The sequence below is a fragment of the Pseudoalteromonas sp. meg-B1 genome (assembly GCF_003173795.1).
Classification (GTDB): domain Bacteria; phylum Pseudomonadota; class Gammaproteobacteria; order Enterobacterales; family Alteromonadaceae; genus Pseudoalteromonas; species Pseudoalteromonas undina.
In genome coordinates this window covers 526,057-544,987 of sequence record NZ_QGQU01000001.1, presented here as the reverse complement: position 1 = coordinate 544,987, position 18,931 = coordinate 526,057, and the positions used below count along the sequence as shown (strand labels likewise).

Here is an 18,931-nt window from a genome sequence, read left to right as displayed (position 1 = left end):
CACATCCCATATCTCACCTAAATATATATGTAAAAAGCTAAATTAAAGTCATCTATTAATAAGCTCATTACTCAGAGGAGTTCCTTTACTAATATCCTTTGCTGCAGTTTGGCCTAAAACGGCTGAAATATATTTTGGCGCTAAACCATAGCCGGGGCGAATACTGCGAATGTTTTCATGAGTAAACCGCTCACCTTTCGCTATATTTTTAACTACATAAAGTGAACGTCTGAAGATTAAGTTACCTTTTTCACTCTCTTTTCGCTCATAGTTCACTTTTCCGGTAGCTGACCATGCTATTTTACTATCATCACATAACTGCTTTAAATCAGGTTCTTCAAGTGAAAAGCTATCATCTGGCCCCCCGCCATTACGATCGAGCGTTACATGCTTTTCAATTAAACATGCTCCTAATGCAACTGAAGTAATGGCCGTAGTATTATCAATTGTGTGGTCTGAAAGACCCGTAAGGACATCAAACCGCTTTGCCATATCAGGTATGGTAGCAAGATTATAGTCACTAGCCGGTGCCGGATAGCCACTTACACAATGAAGTACTATCAAGTCTTTACAACCCGCGCTTTTTGCAGTCTCTACCGCTTCACGTATTTCATCTTCATTAGCCATCCCCGTTGAAATAATCATAGGCTTACCTGTTTTGGCTACATACTCTATAAGTGGTAAGTCTATCGCTTCAAATGAAGCTATTTTATAAGCTGGTGCCCCAAGCTCTTCGAGCAGTTCGACTGCAGTAAAGTCAAATGGAGAGCTAAAAATAGTAATGCCAAGCTGTTTCGCTTTTTCAAAGAGTGGCTTATGCCACTCCCATGGCATATGAGCTTCGGTATATAAATCGTATAGGGTTCTGCCACTCCATAAACCGCCTTCAACTTTAAATTCAGGCTTATCACAATCAATGGTTAAAGTATCTTGAGTGTAGGTTTGAATTTTAACTGCGTCGGCACCACAGCGTTTAGCCATTTCCAGTATTTCAAACGCTCTACTTATATCACCATTATGATTCGCTGACATCTCAGCTATAATGTAAGGTGAAAAATCAGAGCCAATTTTTCTATTATCTATTGTTATATATTTATTCATAAACCCTTAACCCCATAGGATATCGCATAAAATTTTCTTGGCTAATTTGCTGGTAACCTGCTCGGCTAAATAACCTTTGAGACGCTTTATTCTCTTTTAGAACATCAGCATGTATTGTCGCTAATGGGTGCATTACATCAATTTTTTGCAGTGCAAGCCTTGCAATTCCTTTACCGAAATATTTAGGAATAATATAAATAGATATAGTGTAAGTTTTGTCACTCACTTCATCTAACCTAACAACTCCAACCTCTACACTATCTTTGCCTTTTTCTATATCAAGTTTAATAATATAAAAAAAATCACATTTACTCTCGAGTTTATTTTTCATCCAGGCTGTATGTTCCGCCAAACTGGGAACTGATTTATTAATTGCATAACGCCGAGTTTCAGGATGACATTGCCACTCATAAACCTGCTTAATATCATTTTTTGTAGCTAATCGTAAAGTCAATGAATTACGAAAAAGCTGATTAATATACTTCATAATCCTCTCTCCCCCTAGACCATCACATAACTGTAAATTCACAGTTCGCATACTTTGATAATTTGCAAGTAAACTTTCATAAGCGGTCATCAAGCTTTGACTTATATCACTTAACTCGACGCATATTGATGCCCCAACTGCATTTAATTGCTTACAAATTGTCTGCTGATTTTCAGCTAGGGGCACTACTATACTAGGTAGGCCTATACATGCCCTCTCCCATGACGTTGAACCCGGAGCTCCAATGGCAATATCATGCTCGCACATCAAAGAGGCCATATCATTTGTAAAATCAACATGAGTTAACCAAGAGCTTTCTGTATCTGCGAATGCTTTTACTTGTAAGTAATGGGGAGCCCTATGACTTAGAAGAATAGTAACATCTGGGCGAGTTGAGCAATTTCTTTTTAAAACCTTGAGTACTTGCAATGTTGCATTTGGAGCGTCTATACCTCCCATAGTGAGCAACAAACGAGGTCTATCCTTTAATACATACGATGTGTTTTTTTGAGCTGCATGATGTGTTGCAAAGTCAGCGTTCACAATAGCATATCTCGTCCCCGTTAAAGCAATTGACTCAGGATTTAAGGCGAAGTACTCGCAGGGATTACGAAGTAGCGTTTGGTCAATAATTAAGTCTGCCTTATGCTGCCTAACTAAGTCATCAATTACGACAATTTTACAATCGTATGCATTTTTCACCACTTTATGCCATGCTGCATCGATCCCATAATGATCTACAATAATTAAATCTATCGAATCAAATAGCCCTATAAACTCTTTTGCATCAACATGCTGGTTTACTTGTAACCACGCACTATAATCAGCTGTTGTTTTTGGAACTTGCCACACTGCAGGCTGCATTAAAGACAAAACAGTAAAGCCTTGCTGTCGAATAAATGAGACTAAATCACCTTTTTGAGGGCGTGTTGCAAATACCACCGAATAATCATCAAGTCTTAACGCTTGCGCTAACACTAAACAGCGCATAACATGGCCACTGCCAATGTATTGTGAAGCATCAACTCTAAAAACAACTTTCACAAAAGCGCCTTGTAGAGCGCTTCCGCAAACTCCCAGTCATTAACTGTATCAATGTCTTGCACTCGCTTACGTGGTAATAAAATAGCTTTTGATTGAGGAGAAAAAAAAGGCTGACCATCTAAAAATGCGGTAATTTTCCCCCAATAAAACTGACCAGCGTCATGATAAGCCTCTTCTAAATCTTGAGAACGCGTATTTAAGTGCTCTGGTTGAAACATCTGTACACGATGCCCGGCATCAAGTTTGATTGCTCTTTGAATAGGAAAAGGAAAACTAGTAGCACTAAAAGTATATTGAACACCCTCTTTCTCTAAAGCTTTCAGGCCTTGCTGTATATATTCAGGTAAAAGAAGTGGAACCGTGGCATAAATACAGCAAACATGATTAGCTTTAAAGTTATTAGCTTGGCACCACTTTATAGCATGCTGCATCACTTCTAAAGTCGTTGCATAATCATCAGCAATATCACTTGGTCGAATAAAAGGCACCTCAGCGCCATAACGTTCTGCAATCTCGGCAATTTCACTGTCATCGGTCGATACAATTACTTTATCAAAACATTTACTTGCAAGCGCAGCTTCAATTGAATAAGCAATCATTGGTTTACCATGGAACAATTTAATATTCTTACGAGGTATACGTTTGCTACCGCCACGCGCTGGGATAATTGCTATATTCATTGTTAACCTTTGAGTATGGCTTTTAATTTACTGATAACTTCATCCTGCTGCCCATAAGTCATACCATGAAACATGGGGATAGAAATAGAATTAGCGTAATAAGCTTCTGCTTTGGGATAATCATCTAATTTAAATCCCATTTTTTGATAATAAGGCTGCAAGTGCACAGGGATATAGTGTAAATTCACACCAATTCCTGCCTCCCTTAATGCATCGAACACCTCTTTATGAGATTTTGATATCTCATCAAGGTGTAACCTAATTACGAATAAATGCAGACCTGAGTAGGTATTTGGTAATTGATATGGCAATGTTAGTGGCAAGCCAGCAAGCCTTTTACAGTATCGCTCAGCTAGTTTATGGCGTGCAGCCACAAATTCGTTCAAGCGCGACAGTTGAGAAACACCGAGTGCAGCCTGCAACTCTGTCATGCGGTAATTAAATCCTAAGTCGATTTGCTCGTAATACCACCCTCCATGTGAAGCATTTTCCATATACGCCTCGTCTCGCGTAATACCATGATTGCGATAAAGAACCATCTTATCGGCCAATTTCTTATTATTAGTCAGTGCAGCTCCCCCCTCTGCCGTCGTAACAATTTTAACCGGGTGAAAGCTAAATACAGTAATATCACTGTATTCACACGCACCAATGGGTTGATCTAAATAGCGCCCGCCAATTGCATGTGAAGCATCTTCAATAACTTTAAAACCATACTCAAGTGATAGAGCATGAATTGCCTTCATATCGCAGGGCTGGCCACACAAATGAACTGCAACGAGCACCTTAGGCAAACACTTTTGCCGTTTAGCAACAATTAGCTTTTGCTCGAGCGCTTGTGGGCAAAGGTTATAGGTAGCAGGGTCAATATCAACAAAATCAATCGAAGCCCCACAATATAAACCGCAATTAGCAGAGGCCACAAAAGTTATCGGTGTGGTCCACAACCTATCACCCTCGCCTAAACCTAATGCTAAACATGCAATATGTAGGGCTGACGTTGCACTATTAACCGCCAGAGCATAGCTGGCATCTGCTACCCCCATAAGTGCCCTTTCAAACGCAGGAACTTGAGGGCCTTGGGTTAAAAAGTCTGATTTTAATACATCAACAACAGCATCAATATCGGCTTGGTTTATCTCTTGCTTGCCATACGGAATCATCAAATTACCTTTACTTTAAACTTTAAATGACGAGTCAACATGTTCAACAATTAATTGACGCAATCCTTCTATGGTTTCCCAATCAGTATTGCTATCAGAGCTATATTTAAAACCAAACGGTACCATTTTAGCGTTATGATGAACTAAATATTCTTCTTCTGAATAATTATATGAGACCGAAGGTAAAATTGCATAATACCGACCCAAATCAATAGTATGTAATGAGTCTGTATCGGTAATCATTTCTTCATGGAGCTTTTCACCTGGGCGCACACCCACGTAACGAATTTTACATTTTGGCGCTACAGCCTCTGCGACATCAGTTATTTTATAAGATGGTATTTTAGGAACAAATATTTCGCCCCCCAAATGATGCCCCAACGCATACATAACAAGGTTTACACCGTCCTGTAAGGAAATATTAAAACGGGTCATTTCTTTATGTGTAACTGGTAACTCACCGTCTTTGCGTTTCTCTAAAAAAAATGGAATAACAGACCCACGAGAGCCCATTACATTACCGTATCGCACCACGCTAAACTTAATATCTTTCGAACCTCGGATATTATTAGCAGCAGCAAATAACTTATCAGATACCAGTTTGGTTGCGCCGTATAAATTAATAGGAGCACAAGCTTTATCAGTAGAGAGAGCCACCACATCTTTAACACCGCAAGCTAGTGCCGCATGAATAACATTTTCAGCACCATCTATATTAGTACGTATGCATTCAGTGGGGTTATATTCTGCTGTATCTACCTGCTTGATAGCTGCTGCATGAATAATTACATCAACCCCTTCACACGCTTGAGTTAAGCGATCTTTATCACGTACATCACCAATAAAAAAACGTAATTGCGGATAATCATATGATGGATATTTTTGCTTAATTATGGACTGCTTTAATTCATCACGCGAATAGATAATAATTTTTTTAACATTTGGGTACCTGATCAAAATTGTTTCAATAAACTTCTTACCAAATGAACCAGTGCCCCCGGTGATCAATACCGCTTTTTTATTTAGCATGTTATTTTCCGCTTATTATATTTAGCTTGCTTTAGCTAAAGTGATTGTAAACTATGCAATTAGCCTAAACTCTTTCAAACAAAATTAAAACTTAATGCATACTACCTAGCAATATAGCTAATAGTTACTGTAATTATACGCTAACTAATTAAAAATAAAGAATATGCATAAAGCATACCCACAGAGTAACAAAGAAATAGCGGTGAGTTTCAGGGAAAAATTACATGTCTAATTTAGAAATACTCTATGGTAATTTTTAAATTGCATCTTTATATCAACTCGCCAATGTTTAAAAATTCATATTCTGAATTGTATGAAACATTATCTATCACTCTTTACAGGAATTTAAGATAAACCTTAATATCGTTATTTTTGAAGATATCAGAATACCTTTTATATCCATAACCTTAGTCTTTTGCCAAGTGTAAAACATGGTTGATAAAACACTGTTTAATATTCATAAAAAAATCCGCAACCAATTAACTAGTTACGGATTTCTTATGAATATTAAGAACGACCAATTTGTTCATATTATTTACTGTTAGGCATTAACGTAATACCTTTTATTATACTTTTGCTGGTTTATTGTAGTTTTGGATAAACTCTAAATAAATACCTTTTATATGTTCATTAAACGCTTCTACGCAAGCATTCATAAACTCAACGCGTTTATCTAAGTCATGATAATAATAACTACTCGTCATAATATAAGCTTGAAAATATCGAAAAGATCCCTGAATTAACCAGTAAACAACACGGTCATCATCGTTACCATTACGTAATGTTAACAATGATTTATTCTGGATACTAAAAACATCTGCCAGCTCTTCCCTAGTTTTGAAATAAACTGATGTGTAAGATAATAACTGCTCCAAAGCATACTTAGTTGTATTTTTAATCTTTTTGATTTTAAGCTCTACATTACCTGTTGATAGTTGCTCTAGTGAAGCGCCTTTTTTAAGTAAAGAACTTATCTCATTTTGCTTATCAGCGATAACTTCTAAGGCACCAATATCCTCAATACGCATGGGTTCTGTATATCTTATAAATGCACCATCCGTTGTATTAAACACCTTTACATCCAAGTTGTCTTGCAGTAATAATTCTATATTACCCTTAGATGAATCAAATATTGGCGTTGTTTGCACTTCATCTCTGAAGTTACCTTTAACAATCATTCCGTCTTGAATTCCTTTTTCGACTGTTTCTTTATGTTTAAAGTCCTTATCAAAATAAATACTATGCTTTGAATGATGGTGGTCTTTTGAAACAAAACCAAAATCGGTTCCAGTTAAATAAACCTTTTTAAAGCCAAGCGATATAACTACAGCAAGGGCAGTATTAGATACAGTGGGGTTGCTGTGTTCAGGGTAAACAAATTGATTTTTTGCATCTAAGGCACGAATAAAACGCCCACCACAATCATTAATTTTTGACAACAAATGAGCGCTTTTGAATCGGTTTAAAACACCATCGTAAACCGTATTCAAAGCGATGATATTAAGCTCTTCTAATTTCGTATCAATATTCTCGGTGCGCTCAACAACTTCAACCCAATCAAGTAAGAAAGCAACACGCTCCATTTCAATATGAATATCTGGCTTTATACCATTGACTAGCAATGCTTTTAAAGCGGTACCACAAGATACTATTATTACGTTACTTTGATTAGCTTTTAAAAAATCGATTGCAGAATCTAAAGATGGGCCATTGGCAGCAATGAACACAGGTGAGTTTTCTAATTTATTTTTAAATAATTCAGCTTTTTTTATTACTGGAAATCCAGCTTTTAAATTTGAAATAGTATGCGACAGGCCAATTATTTCATCTTCGAAAAAACCCCAACCAGCTGACCACCTATGGCCAACGTCTTTAATTCTAGCGATAGTTTTTTCAATTAGGGGGCTATCATAATGTTTAAAAAATAAAATTTGGCTAATATTAAAGTGGCCATGTTCGAACAAAAACTTAGAAATTTCATTAATCACACCGTCTTCGCTGCCGGCAACTCTGATTGAAAAATGGCCACCATTTGCAACACACTTATTAAATAAGGGTCTTAACTCTATACAATGTAAAAGAGCGTAAAATGTATCTTTACTTGGCTCAAATAAAAACACATTAAGTACATCTTTTTTCTTTAGCAACTCTTCGATTTGATAACCGAGCCCGCCACCTAAAAAACAAACAAAATCAAGTCGTTTTTCTTCTGCTGGGTTATTTATTTTATTATCGGTTTCAGAAGCTCTAACATTATAAATAGATTTTAAAAGTGCGGCATGTTCGAATAGAATATCTTTATCTTCTTGATGATTTAACTCATATTTGAAATAAAGGGGGTCGTCTAAAAACTGAGTAAGCTGTTTGCAAGCAAATTCCCTAGGGCTATCTTGATAAACAAATTCATTATTATTAAACAAGTTAGCATTGCCTAAAGCATCAATGGCTACGCCGGTATCGGTGGGTGAGTAGTCTTTAAATACTTCATATAAAGCAGGCATTTGCTCTTTTAAAAGAGCTAAATTTGCAAGCAGAGTTGCTTGCAACATCATTTTTGTTAATTCTTGTTGATTAGCGTCCAAATTTCACTCCGCTTAACTTGATTTTTTAACCACCCCAGGAAGGTTAGCTAGTTGTTGTTGTAAATAACTGCCTGTTGAATTTAAATTAGCCACTAATAAATCCATTGCATTATATTGGCTATATAATCTTTCTTCATATTTGGCCATACGAATATTAAATTTTTCTACATCAGTTTCTAATTTAGAAAGCTGTGATTCACGACCTTCTATACGTGAACTAATAATGCCATCAGAAGCAGTATAGCCTTTAATAACAGTGTCTAATTGACCAACAAAACCATCACCGTCATTTTCACCGACAAAAAAGGTTTGCAAGGCTTGTGGGTCTTTCTCTATTGCAGCTTTTAATGCATCAGAATCAATGCTTAATTTACCTGAGCGCTCCGTTCTTATACCAAAGTTAGCTAAAAAGTCAGTATTGCCATTACCAGTGCTAAACTCTGAAGTTAACAATGAGCGGACCTGGTTAACAGACCCTCTTAATAATGAATCACCAGCAAGTGCACCAACGCCCTCTTCTGCACTTGAGCGACCCAGCTGTTTAGATAAATCAATAAATGCATTAAATTTGTCGACAAATGAGTTTAAACCAGCTGTAATATTTTTATTATTTTCAGTTATGACCGCTTTACTTAAATCATCATCAGTACCATGGACTTTTTTAGCATTAATAGTCACGCCTTCAATAACATTTTTAAACTCGTTAGTACTGCTCGTAGCGACAAGCGTACCATCTATCGTAATAGAGGCATCTGTTGCTGCAGTTACCTCATTTAAATTTTCAGCATACGTTGTTGATGCTGTATCACTATCATACGCCAAACGAGACAAACCAGAAAGATCCGTATTGCCACCGTCACCAGTGTCATCAACTACAATTTTTATTTCGTTTTCTACGCCAGTTTCTTTACTCGACAACACTAATCGTTGACCCGTATCATCAGTAATAATAGTGGCGTTTACAGAGTCATTATCAACTGAATCATTAATCGCATCACGTATATCAGCTAGCTTTGCTGTATCTGACACGTTAATATCAAAACTGTTAGAGCCAGAACTAATCGTGAGCTTACCCTCTCCCACCGCTTCATCGCCAGCTATAGCATTTGATGTCAGCTTGTGGTTTTCAGCTAAACTATTAACTTTAATTGAGTAATTGTTGGTTTGGGCATCTTTTTCAGAACTTAAAGTAACAAAATCATCACTGCCACTAATTGTTCTCTTTTGAAACTCCTCAACAGAGGCTATTGACTCTAATGAGCCATTCAGCTCTTCTAAAGACGCCTTTAGTGTACCGACCGCAGATATATCAGTAGTGAAATTAGCTTGCTGTTTTGTTACTCGCGCTTGATAAGGGGATTTTTCAGCATTAACTAAAGCACTTACAATCTCGTTGACTTGAAGTCCTGAACCTATACCTGTAAATGAAATGGCCATAATACTTACCCTCTTAAATTGCTCAAACTAAACTTTAAAATCAACTAACACGCCGGTGGCTTCTGCTAATTTAGCAACAATACCTAATACTTCTTCAGAAGGATATTGCTTAACTAAATCACCACTTTCCTTATCAATCACTTTTATCACATTACGACCAGAATCCTCATCTACTTTAAACTGTAGACTTCTGTTCATTTCACCCATAAATTCCTGCAATTGCTGTACCACCTTCTCTAGTTTTTCAGGTGACAATTCAGTTTCAGAAACTTTATTATTGTTCGCAGCAGAAGTGTTCGGGATGGTCTTCTGTTCATCAGCGTTTTGGTTAACTTGTGATTGGGCTTGGTAACTTGAGATAACCTCACCTTTTTGCGCTGAGCTGATATTTAGATTTAAATTTTGCGTTTCCATAATTCGCTCCTACTATAAAGCGATAAAAGCTTTATACCTATACAAGAAAGGAAGGGTCGCCCCTTCCTTAGTAGTTAAAGTATAGAGCTTATTGTTAAATTAACCTAATAAGCTAAGTGCTGCCTGTGGTAACTGGTTAGACTGAGCTAAGATTGTTGTACCAGCCTGCTGCATAATCTGGTTTTTAGTCAGTTTAGCTGTTTCTGCAGCGTAATCTGTATCTTCGATACGGCTTTTAGAAGCCGACACGTTTTCTGATACGTTTGCAAGGTTAGCAATAGTGAAACCAAAGCGGTTTTGTACCGCACCTAAGTCTGCTCGCTGTGCATCAATTTGCGCTAGCGCTGCATCAATAGTTTGAATTGCATCTTGTGCCCCAGCAGATGTAGCACCTGAAATATCGATATCTTCAACACTTACTAGTGCACTCGCTCCACCCGTTGAAGCAATTGCAGCACCGTCACCACCAGCCTTACCAAACAATTGATTAGCAGTAGTTCCTGAAATACCAATTTTATCCGCAGAGCTTAAGTTTAGCTCAGATGAGACACTCGCTGTAAGGTTTACAGATGCAACAGTTTGACCTCCAACAGTAAATGAACCTTGGCCTGCTGTTGCAGCTGGAGCACTTACGTCAATACCGTTAACACCAGATGCTTTTAAAGTAATCGTTTCTGTACCATCAAAAATTGCATCATAGCCATCAGCTTGCATATCTTTAGCAAGACGTTCCATATCACCGCCGTATGTACCTAGGTCATATTCGTCTTCACCAATAGTTAATGTAGCTTGAGCACCTGAATCTACACCAACGATTGTTGTTTCCAACTCAGCTTTCGCAACTACACCAGCACCCGAAGCATTGATAGTATCAGCAATATCAGCGGCACCTTGACCACCAGTAACAGCAACTTCTGTACCATTGATATTAAGCGTATCAGCAGTCGTACTTGTATTTACTGCTAACGTTGTGGTTTGTGCAACACCTAAGCTTGCAGTTGCAGCAGCGCCACCGGCGCCAGAAATAACGTTTGCACCAATAGCATCAGCAGATACATCTCGAAGGCTTACATTGATAGTTTCATTAGCGTTTGAGCCTACTTGGAACTGCTTAGTACCAAATGAACCATCCAATAAGCTAGTACCACCAAACTTAGTAGTTTCTGAGATACGGGTTAATTCTTGTTGTAATGCGCCAACTTCTTTTTGAAGAGCTGCACGAGCATCGGCGTCGTTTGAACCATTCGCTGATTGTAATGCTAGGTCACGCATACGTTGTAAGATATTTGATGACTCTGTCATCGCACCCTCAGCGGTTTGCGACATTGAGATACCGTCGTTAGCGTTACGCTGAGCAACACCTAAACCATTAATTTGTGAAGATAAACGGTTAGCAATTTGTAGACCTGCCGCATCATCTTTAGCACTGTTAATTTTCATACCAGATGAAAGGCGTTGCATTGACGTGCCTAATGCATCACTAGATTTTGATAAGTTTCTTTGTGCATTTATTGATGCAACGTTAGTATTTACTGATAAAGCCATGTTATAACTCCTGATTACTTTCGTAATGTAACTAATTGATTTTAACCAAGAGCCATCACAATAAAAATCTGTTCAAGCTCCGTTCTAATTAAGTTAACGGCCGCTATAAAATTACCTTTAGCTTTTTTTTAATAAAAACAGTAAAAACTTTTAGTTGATTGAAATTAAAACAAAAAAGCCAAGCATATTTGCTTGGCTTTTTTATAGTTAGTGGATATTAGCCACCTAAAAGACTTAATGCAGCCTGAGGTAACTGGTTTGCTTGCGACAGTATCGTAGTACCTGCTTGTTGCATAATTTGGTTTTTAGTCAGTGTTGCCGTTTCAAGCGCATAGTCGGTATCTTGAATACGGCTACGTGAAGCTGAAACGTTTTCAGATACGTTTGCAAGGTTGGCAATAGTAAAGCCAAAGCGGTTTTGAACCGCACCTAAGTCAGCTCGTTGTGCATCAATTTGCGCTAATGCTGCATCAATTGCTTTAATAGCATTTTGAGCACCTTCCGAAGTCGAACCTGAAATATCGACACTTTCAATACTTGTTAGTGAACTAGTACCACCTGTAGACTGTATTGCTGCCGTACCTGTACCAAATAACTCGTTTGCAGTTGTACCTGAAATACCAATTTTATTTGCTGATGATAAGTTTAACTCAGCAGAAACACTAAAAGAGTTAGCTACTGTTGTTACTGCAGTTCCACCTACAGTAAAGCCACTTACGTCAGTTCCAGTAATATCGATACCATCAACATCGGTTGCTTTAAAAGCAATTTCTTCAGTTGCAGGGTCATATATAGCATCATAACCGGCTTGCTGCATGTCGCTAGCTAAACGCTCCATATCGCCACCGTAGGTACCTAAATCAAATGACTTCTCTATATCGCCATTCTTTTTAATTTCAATAACACCCGTACTCTTAGAGCCAATACCTGCAAAGGTAGTATCAATTTTTGCCTCTGCAACCACGCCAGCGCCTGACTGATTAATTGTATCAGCAATAACAGCTGCACCAGAACCACCAGCAACAACAATATCTGTACCGTTAATATTAATAGTATCAGCACTGGTACCATGATTGGTTGCTAAGTTTACAGTTTGTACATCACCCAATGCTGTATTTGCTGCAGTAGCATTCGCTGGCCCTTTAATTTCATGCGCACCAATTGAGTCTGCTGCTACATTACGCAAACTTACATTAATAGTTTCATTCGCATTTGCACCCACTTGGAATTGTTTGGTACCAAATGTACCGTCAAGTAAGCTGGTACCACCAAATTTGGTGGTGTCTGCGATACGAGTTAGCTCTTGCTGTAATGCACTTACTTCTTTTTGTAGAGATGCACGGTCAACTGCACTGTTTGAACCATTCGCTGATTGCAGTGATAAGTCACGCATACGTTGTAAGATGTTTGCAGACTCTTGCATCGCACCCTCAGCGGTTTGCGCCATTGAAATACCATCGTTGGCATTACGCTGAGCAACCGTTAGGCCATTAACCTGAGACGTTAGTCGGTTGGCAATTTGTAAACCTGCAGCATCGTCTTTTGCGCTATTAATACGCAAACCAGATGATAGTCTCTGCATTGAGGTTTCAAGTGCCATGCTAGATTTAGATAGATTGCGTTGCCCATTAAGTGATGCAACATTTGTATTTACGCTTAAAGCCATTTTACCATCTCCTAGTTTCAATCAGAATGTGGTTCAAAATATTTAAGCAAAAACCACACTTTCTATAACTAGCTAAATGCATTAGTTGTGCCAACTAGTAAAAAAAGATTAACCTTATGTTTTAAAACAACTAAATAACACTTATTGAGGCTTTTAGTCAGAAGTGAGCGATTTTTTGACAGAAGATAAAAAGGGGGTGACAGTTTTTTGCCGCTTCGTTAAGGCAAGTTATTACCTACTTTTCTCATAAAGTAATAACCTGCCTTGGATGGTATTTATAAATAATCGAATAATGAAAGTTTAGCCAAGCGACCAAAAGTCGCTTGTGAAGCCTGTAAACCAGACTCATGTTTAGTAAGATCGCTGATGGCTTCAGCGGCATCAATCTCAATTAGGCTAGATCTGTTTTCTTGATTATTAATATCCAGCGCACTGTTTGAATCGGTCACACGCTCAACCACATTCATGCGTCCACCTAAACCAGCTTGTGTAAATACAATTTGTTCACTAGCATTTTTAAGCTGAATTAAACCATCCGATAATGCTTGGTTAATTTGCGCTTCATCAAGTTGTTCGTCATTTAGGCTAATGATCAAATCTTCCAGTGTATTCAATACATTTTCTTTGCTTGGTTTCTCAAGGGTGAAATCAAGCTGCCCAGGTGCTGCCCCCTCAAGTTGAATTTCCATACCTGCAAATTCAATCGGCTCATCGGTTACTTCACCCGTAACGGGTGGTACAAGAGGGTTACCATCACGTAATATTTCATATTGATCAGGCGCTGAAGGCGTTGCACCAGGGATAACATTAACGTTATAGGTATTGATCGTTGGAGAAATAAGCGGATCTGGGTCTGAGTTAAAATTATCTTTATGAAAACGGTCAAACTCGCCTTGGTTTTCAACATAAACAGTTCCAGCGGTAATGCCGCCTGTTGGCGTTCCATCGTTTGAAACTACATCGAGTCGCGCATCAACTCGTTCAAATACATTAAAGCCATTATCGCTTGATTTGATCTCAACGCCTTTTGCGATCGTCACTTCGTGTTGGCCTTGATCGCCTTGATATTCGTATTTGCCATTGGTGCTATTAAATGTATAAGTTTGAATATCGTCTTGATAGCCAGAGAAAAGGTATTTCCCTCCTTCAGATTGACTATTCATTAAGTTAAGCAGTGATTTTTGCAGTTCTTTTAGTTCACTGGCAACTGAAGCCAAATCACCTTCATCTAACGAACCATTGCCCGCTCGTATAGTTAACATTTGCGCTTCTAAAATAGTGTCGTTCATACCTTGTAATAAACTTTCTTCGGTTTCTAAACGCCCCTTTAGCTGATTAATATTCTTCGTCAGCTGCTCATTAGTTTCTATTTTATTGGTGTACAACATACCTTGCGAAATAGCAGCAGGGTTTTCAGAGGTACTCAAATATTTTTGACCTGTATTAACGCGCTCCTGCGCACCAGCTACATTTTGTTGATTCTCAAGTATTTTATTAATGTTATTTTGATACATTAAATTATTTGATAAACGCATAATTACCTCGCCGCACTCAATAAGGTGTCAAAAATAGCTCTCGCTGCAGTTAATACTTGTGCAGAAGCAGCATAAGATTGCTGGAAGCGCAGCAAATTAGCCGCCTCTTCATCTAAGTTTACGCCCGACAACGATTCGTACCAGGCTTCTGATTGTTGTGCTAAAGCATCAAATGCAGCACCATTGGTTTTTGCTTGACTGGTTACCACACCAACATCGGTGACTAATCCAGCATAGGCCTGATTCAATGTTTTATGATTATCAGCTGATGCGCTCGCTACTACATTTTGACGTACTAAATCAGTATTTTGTAAGTCAGCAAGTTTTTGGCCGTTGCGGTTATCATCAAAACCGCCTTCATTAAATTCTAAATTAAAGGTATCGCCCATTGCTGGTACGCCTTCAATATTAAAGTCAAAACCATAACCATCGTATGGTGCCCCGGCTTGAGCGAGTATATTGTTAGCAGGCGGTGTAACTGTAAACGTAGTTGTGCCATTACCATCAGTAAGTTGATATTCGTTAGCATTAGCTGTTTTAACAATGCTAATAGGGCCATTTGCTAAACCCAAAGGATTACTAAAGCTGCCAGTGGTTACATCGGTAACATTACCCGGTGAAATAGTCCCTGTACCTGTATTATCAAGGCCGTCTGATGTTCTAATTGGGGAGGCCAATGCAATGTCCTCACCTCGACCTGTTGTCAGCGATATATTGCCAGCCGCGCCACTATTAAGTTTTACCTGAAATTGGTCACCGGCATTACCGGCTCCGGTTACGTTTAGCTCTAAACCAAACGACTCCCCGCTGGTGATAGCTGCTGAATCGATAATGCCACTGGGTGGGATAGTTGCTAAAGAGGCTGTGCCTAAAGGTTCACCTTTATTATCAATTGGCTGAATACTTACTTCGTTAGGATTACCTGTATATGTAATCACAAAGTCACTGGCTGGCAGTTCACTGCCTTTACCTGCCTCAACGGTTGCTGACATATTAGCTGTTCCGGTGTTTGCTTGATAAACAAAAGCACTGACCGTTGGAATATCAAAAATATCCCCTCCGAGCTCACCGTTTGCATCCATACCTAGACGGTTTTGCTGATTAAACGAATCAGCAAGCGCAATACCCATCTGGCCTATTTGATTTTGTGCAGGCACCAAAATATCGTCTCTAAATGCCAATAAACCGCCAATTTTACCTTTGAGTTTAGTAGGGTCTATATCTAATGGCACAGCCTTACCGCCATTTACATCTAAACGTAGCTCTTTAAAGTTAGCATCAGGATCGCCACTAATCGAAAATAAGTTAAATGACCCATTTTGCATAACAACCGCTTCACCTGTACCCATAAACACTTGTTTTTCACCATTAGGGCCATCAAGTGTTTCTATATCAATCAGCTCAGATAAATCACGTATTGCTTTATCACGCTCATTGTAAGCTGAGCTCGCATCGGCTTCGTTTTTAGTACCATGAACACCCGCAATTTCTTGATTTAACGAACTAATACTTTCGATTAACGTATTCGCCTCTTCTGAAAAAATCTCTAATTGCTCATTAACCACCGCTTTTTGCTCTGAAACAATACCTGCAAGCCTGTCCATTTGATCAATCAGGTTTTGCGCATCACTCATCACCAACGAACGAGCAACTGTTGATGAAGGTTGATTAAGAGCTTCTTGCACGTTATTAAACATTGAGTTGATACTAGTTGATAAGCTGTTTGATTTTTCTGAAAAAATTTGATCAACCCGACTCGCTTCACTAACAAATTGATCAAAAAAACTTTTATTTGAAGTATCTCGGTTTAATTGCTTTTGCGCAAACTCATTCAATAAACGATACGTTTGACCACGGCCTACCTGATTATCAATCATGGTGGTAAATTCGGTGCGCTCACGTACATACCCTTCGGTATTAACATTTGCAATGTTTTTACTTGTCGTTTGCAATAACTCAGAGTTTGCTCTTATTCCTGAATTAGCAATATTTAATAAATTAAACGACATGTTACTCTACTCCCTGGCGGATCACGCTTGTGGCGATATTCTTCAATTCGTTACTGTTCAGCACTCTTTTTATTTTGTCTGCATAGTTAGGATCGGTTGCATAACCAGCTTGCTGTAAAGAGTCTAAAAATTTATGCGGCTTTGCCGTATTGTTTAATGCATCTTGATAGCGCGGGTTCTGTGTTAAAAAATCCACAAAATCATTCACGCTATCTTTTATCGAATCATACGCTCTAAAGCTTGCTTGCTTTTTAACTGCAGCACCTTGCTCAAACTCTAAAGTGACTTTACTGGCCTTTTCACCCTGCCAACTTTTATCTGACTTAATATTGAATAAATTGTTTGAGCTATTACCATCACCTTTACTAATAATATGTTTACCCCAGCCAGTTTCTAATGCTGCTTGTGCGACCATAACCGCCGGATTTAAACCAATTTTTTTAGCCGCTGTTTTTGCGTGTTCCCACACGGTGCTTACAAATTCCTCAGCATTTTCAAATGTGTCAGACGCTATGTTTTGTTCGCTTTTTTCAGTTGAATCAACGAGCGGTACTTTTTCAGTGACCTTTTGGTTTTCTTGATGAGGTAAGGTGCCACCCGCACGTTGGTCACTAAAGAAATCTGACGTTGTGCGAAGAACAGAGCCTGGCATAAAGTTTTTTCCATCTGGCGATAATTGCTGCACAATTAAATCTGCAAGACCCAAAGAGCCATTTGATGAAAGCTCGGTAGCCATCTGTTGGTCGTGCATTTCTTCAAAAAACTTCACGCCACTAGCATTAAACGGGCTTTCTTTATCTTCGAAAGCTTCATTGGCTTTGCGCATACTTTTAAGCAGCATTTGGGTGAAAATAGCTTCAAATTGTGCCGCTGCTTTTTTTAACGCCGCTTTAGATGCATCGGTTGATGCATCACCGCTGTTTAGAGCATCTCGACGCAAAGAGTCTAAGTTGCCTAAATCAAAAAAGTTTTGTTTATCTAGATGATTTGTTTCCATCAGCTTTTTGACACAATAATTAATAATACCTAAAGCAATGCAATAATTGAGCCAGCGAGACTTTCAAGGGTAGGAGTAAGAAGGAATAAAAAGTAAAAAACACCGCAATAAAATTTTAAACGGTGTTTTTTAAAAAGATTAAATTACAACAAGTTGACCATTAATTGCACCGGCTTCTTTGAGCGCTTCAAGAATAGCCATTAAATCACCCGGGGCAGCTCCTACTTCATTAATTGCACGTACTAAGTCATCAAGACTTACACCAGGGTCAAATACAAAAGCGCGTGAATCATCTTGATTAACATCAATAATACTTTGCTGAGTAACCACGGTTTCACCCTCTGCTAAAGGATTTGGCTGCGCTACATTTTGTTGTTCCGCAATCGTTACTGTTAAACCACCGTGGGTAATTGCCGCAGGTTGTAATTTTACATTTTTACCTATAACAATGGTGCCAGTACGTGAGTTAACAATTATTTTTGCCGAAGTATCCGCTGGTTTAAACTCTAAGTTTTCAAGAGTTGATAAGTACGATACGCGCTGCGAGGCATCACGTGGGGCAATAACGCGAATAGAGGCTGCATCGAGTGCTTGAGCGCTATTTGGACCAATTAAATCATTAATAGTTTTCTCTAAACGTTTAGCAGTAGTAAAATCAGGGCGGTTTAAATTAAAAGTAATATAGTCATTTTGCATAAATGGGCTTTTAACAGCACGCTCAACGGTTGCACCATTTGGCACGCGTCCTACCGTTGGCGTATTAATCACAACGCGACTGCCATCAAGCCCCTCAGCACCTAGGCCACCTACAATTAAACTGCCTTGAGCGATGGCGTAAACATTACCATCAACCCCTTTTAAGAATGTTTGTAATAATGTGCCACCGCGCAAGCTGCCTGCACTGCCAATCGATGATACGGTTATATCAATAGTCTGCCCTGGCTTTCTAAATGGCGGGAGTTCAGCATGAACAGCAACCGCTGCAACATTTTTAATTTTTGGCTTTAAACTAGCTGGTAACGTAATACCAAAACTATTGAGCATGCCTTTAAAGCTTTGCTCGGTAAAACGGCTTTGCTCACCAGTTCCCGGTAAACCCACTACCAATCCATACCCGACTAATTGGTTTGAGCGCACCCCTTCGACCATAGATACATCTTTAATTCGCTCAGCACTGGCAGTAAATTGCCAGCCTAGTAGCACCATAAAACAAAAAACTTTAAAACCATTCATGTCGAATGT

At 38.7% G+C, this 18,931-nt stretch carries 14 protein-coding genes; all 14 read right to left on the bottom strand.

The window, feature by feature from the left end; translation table 11 throughout:
- Nucleotides 1-48: 48 nt before the first annotated feature.
- On the bottom strand, nt 49-1,101 hold the full coding sequence (gene pseI, locus DK924_RS02525) for a pseudaminic acid synthase (RefSeq protein ID WP_109874272.1): 1,053 nt from the start codon (nt 1,099-1,101) through the stop codon (nt 49-51).
- The gene (pseG, locus tag DK924_RS02520; RefSeq protein ID WP_109874271.1) at nt 1,094-2,632 is read right to left on the bottom strand and encodes a UDP-2,4-diacetamido-2,4,6-trideoxy-beta-L-altropyranose hydrolase; all 1,539 of its coding nucleotides are present in this window, start codon (nt 2,630-2,632) and stop codon (nt 1,094-1,096) included. Before pseG ends, pseI begins: the two co-directional genes overlap by 8 nt.
- Nucleotides 2,629-3,312 carry a pseudaminic acid cytidylyltransferase gene (gene pseF / locus DK924_RS02515; RefSeq protein WP_109874270.1) on the bottom strand — a complete coding sequence of 228 codons (684 nt, stop codon included), beginning with the start codon at nt 3,310-3,312 and terminating at the stop codon, nt 2,629-2,631. Before pseF ends, pseG begins: the two co-directional genes overlap by 4 nt.
- 2 nt (nt 3,313-3,314) lie before the next feature.
- Nucleotides 3,315-4,475: a UDP-4-amino-4,6-dideoxy-N-acetyl-beta-L-altrosamine transaminase gene (pseC, locus tag DK924_RS02510; RefSeq protein ID WP_109874269.1), complete on the bottom strand. Its 1,161-nt coding sequence runs from the start codon at nt 4,473-4,475 to the stop codon at nt 3,315-3,317.
- 15 nt (nt 4,476-4,490) lie between these two features.
- Nucleotides 4,491-5,504, bottom strand: coding sequence for a UDP-N-acetylglucosamine 4,6-dehydratase (inverting) (gene pseB / locus DK924_RS02505; RefSeq protein WP_109874268.1), 1,014 nt, complete (start codon nt 5,502-5,504; stop codon nt 4,491-4,493).
- Nucleotides 5,505-6,070: 566 nt separating this feature from the next.
- On the bottom strand, nt 6,071-8,086 hold the full coding sequence (locus tag DK924_RS02500; RefSeq protein WP_109874267.1) for a motility associated factor glycosyltransferase family protein: 2,016 nt from the start codon (nt 8,084-8,086) through the stop codon (nt 6,071-6,073).
- Between the two features lie 12 nt (nt 8,087-8,098).
- A complete protein-coding gene (gene fliD, locus DK924_RS02495; RefSeq protein ID WP_109874266.1) occupies nt 8,099-9,523 on the bottom strand; it encodes a flagellar filament capping protein FliD in 1,425 nt (474 codons plus the stop codon).
- A 27-nt stretch (nt 9,524-9,550) separates the two neighbouring features.
- Nucleotides 9,551-9,937, bottom strand: a complete 387-nt coding sequence (locus DK924_RS02490; protein ID WP_109874265.1) for a flagellar protein FlaG — start codon at nt 9,935-9,937, stop codon at nt 9,551-9,553.
- A 99-nt stretch (nt 9,938-10,036) separates the two neighbouring features.
- Nucleotides 10,037-11,482, bottom strand: a complete 1,446-nt coding sequence (locus DK924_RS02485) for a flagellin (protein ID WP_109874264.1) — start codon at nt 11,480-11,482, stop codon at nt 10,037-10,039.
- A gap of 217 nt (nt 11,483-11,699) precedes the next feature.
- Nucleotides 11,700-13,148, bottom strand: a complete 1,449-nt coding sequence (locus DK924_RS02480) for a flagellin (protein WP_109874263.1) — start codon at nt 13,146-13,148, stop codon at nt 11,700-11,702.
- A 275-nt stretch (nt 13,149-13,423) separates the two neighbouring features.
- Nucleotides 13,424-14,683, bottom strand: coding sequence for a flagellar hook-associated protein FlgL (gene flgL / locus DK924_RS02475; RefSeq protein WP_109874262.1), 1,260 nt, complete (start codon nt 14,681-14,683; stop codon nt 13,424-13,426).
- A gap of 2 nt (nt 14,684-14,685) precedes the next feature.
- Nucleotides 14,686-16,692, bottom strand: a complete 2,007-nt coding sequence (gene flgK, locus DK924_RS02470) for a flagellar hook-associated protein FlgK (protein ID WP_109874261.1) — start codon at nt 16,690-16,692, stop codon at nt 14,686-14,688.
- A gap of 1 nt (nt 16,693) precedes the next feature.
- On the bottom strand, nt 16,694-17,689 hold the full coding sequence (flgJ, locus tag DK924_RS02465) for a flagellar assembly peptidoglycan hydrolase FlgJ (RefSeq protein ID WP_109874260.1): 996 nt from the start codon (nt 17,687-17,689) through the stop codon (nt 16,694-16,696).
- Nucleotides 17,690-17,827: 138 nt separating this feature from the next.
- Entirely contained in the window at nt 17,828-18,922 is a 1,095-nt protein-coding gene (locus DK924_RS02460) for a flagellar basal body P-ring protein FlgI (RefSeq protein ID WP_008113075.1), read from the bottom strand.
- Nucleotides 18,923-18,931 lie beyond the last annotated feature (9 nt).

Bases quoted from the DNA above. Each gene is read 5' to 3' on its own strand.
- pseI (WP_109874272.1), bottom strand. From the start codon at position 1,101: ATGAATAAATATATAACAATAGATAATAGAAAAATTGGCTCTGATTTT.
- pseF (WP_109874270.1), bottom strand. From the start codon at position 3,312: ATGAATATAGCAATTATCCCAGCGCGTGGCGGTAGCAAACGTATACCT.
- pseC (WP_109874269.1), bottom strand. From the start codon at position 4,475: ATGATTCCGTATGGCAAGCAAGAGATAAACCAAGCCGATATTGATGCT.
- pseB (WP_109874268.1), bottom strand. From the start codon at position 5,504: ATGCTAAATAAAAAAGCGGTATTGATCACCGGGGGCACTGGTTCATTT.
- fliD (WP_109874266.1), bottom strand. From the start codon at position 9,523: ATGGCCATTTCATTTACAGGTATAGGTTCAGGACTTCAAGTCAACGAG.
- DK924_RS02490 (WP_109874265.1), bottom strand. From the start codon at position 9,937: ATGGAAACGCAAAATTTAAATCTAAATATCAGCTCAGCGCAAAAAGGT.
- DK924_RS02485 (WP_109874264.1), bottom strand. From the start codon at position 11,482: ATGGCTTTATCAGTAAATACTAACGTTGCATCAATAAATGCACAAAGA.
- DK924_RS02480 (WP_109874263.1), bottom strand. From the start codon at position 13,148: ATGGCTTTAAGCGTAAATACAAATGTTGCATCACTTAATGGGCAACGC.
- flgL (WP_109874262.1), bottom strand. From the start codon at position 14,683: ATGCGTTTATCAAATAATTTAATGTATCAAAATAACATTAATAAAATA.
- flgK (WP_109874261.1), bottom strand. From the start codon at position 16,692: ATGTCGTTTAATTTATTAAATATTGCTAATTCAGGAATAAGAGCAAAC.
- flgJ (WP_109874260.1), bottom strand. From the start codon at position 17,689: ATGGAAACAAATCATCTAGATAAACAAAACTTTTTTGATTTAGGCAAC.
- DK924_RS02460 (WP_008113075.1), bottom strand. From the start codon at position 18,922: ATGAATGGTTTTAAAGTTTTTTGTTTTATGGTGCTACTAGGCTGGCAA.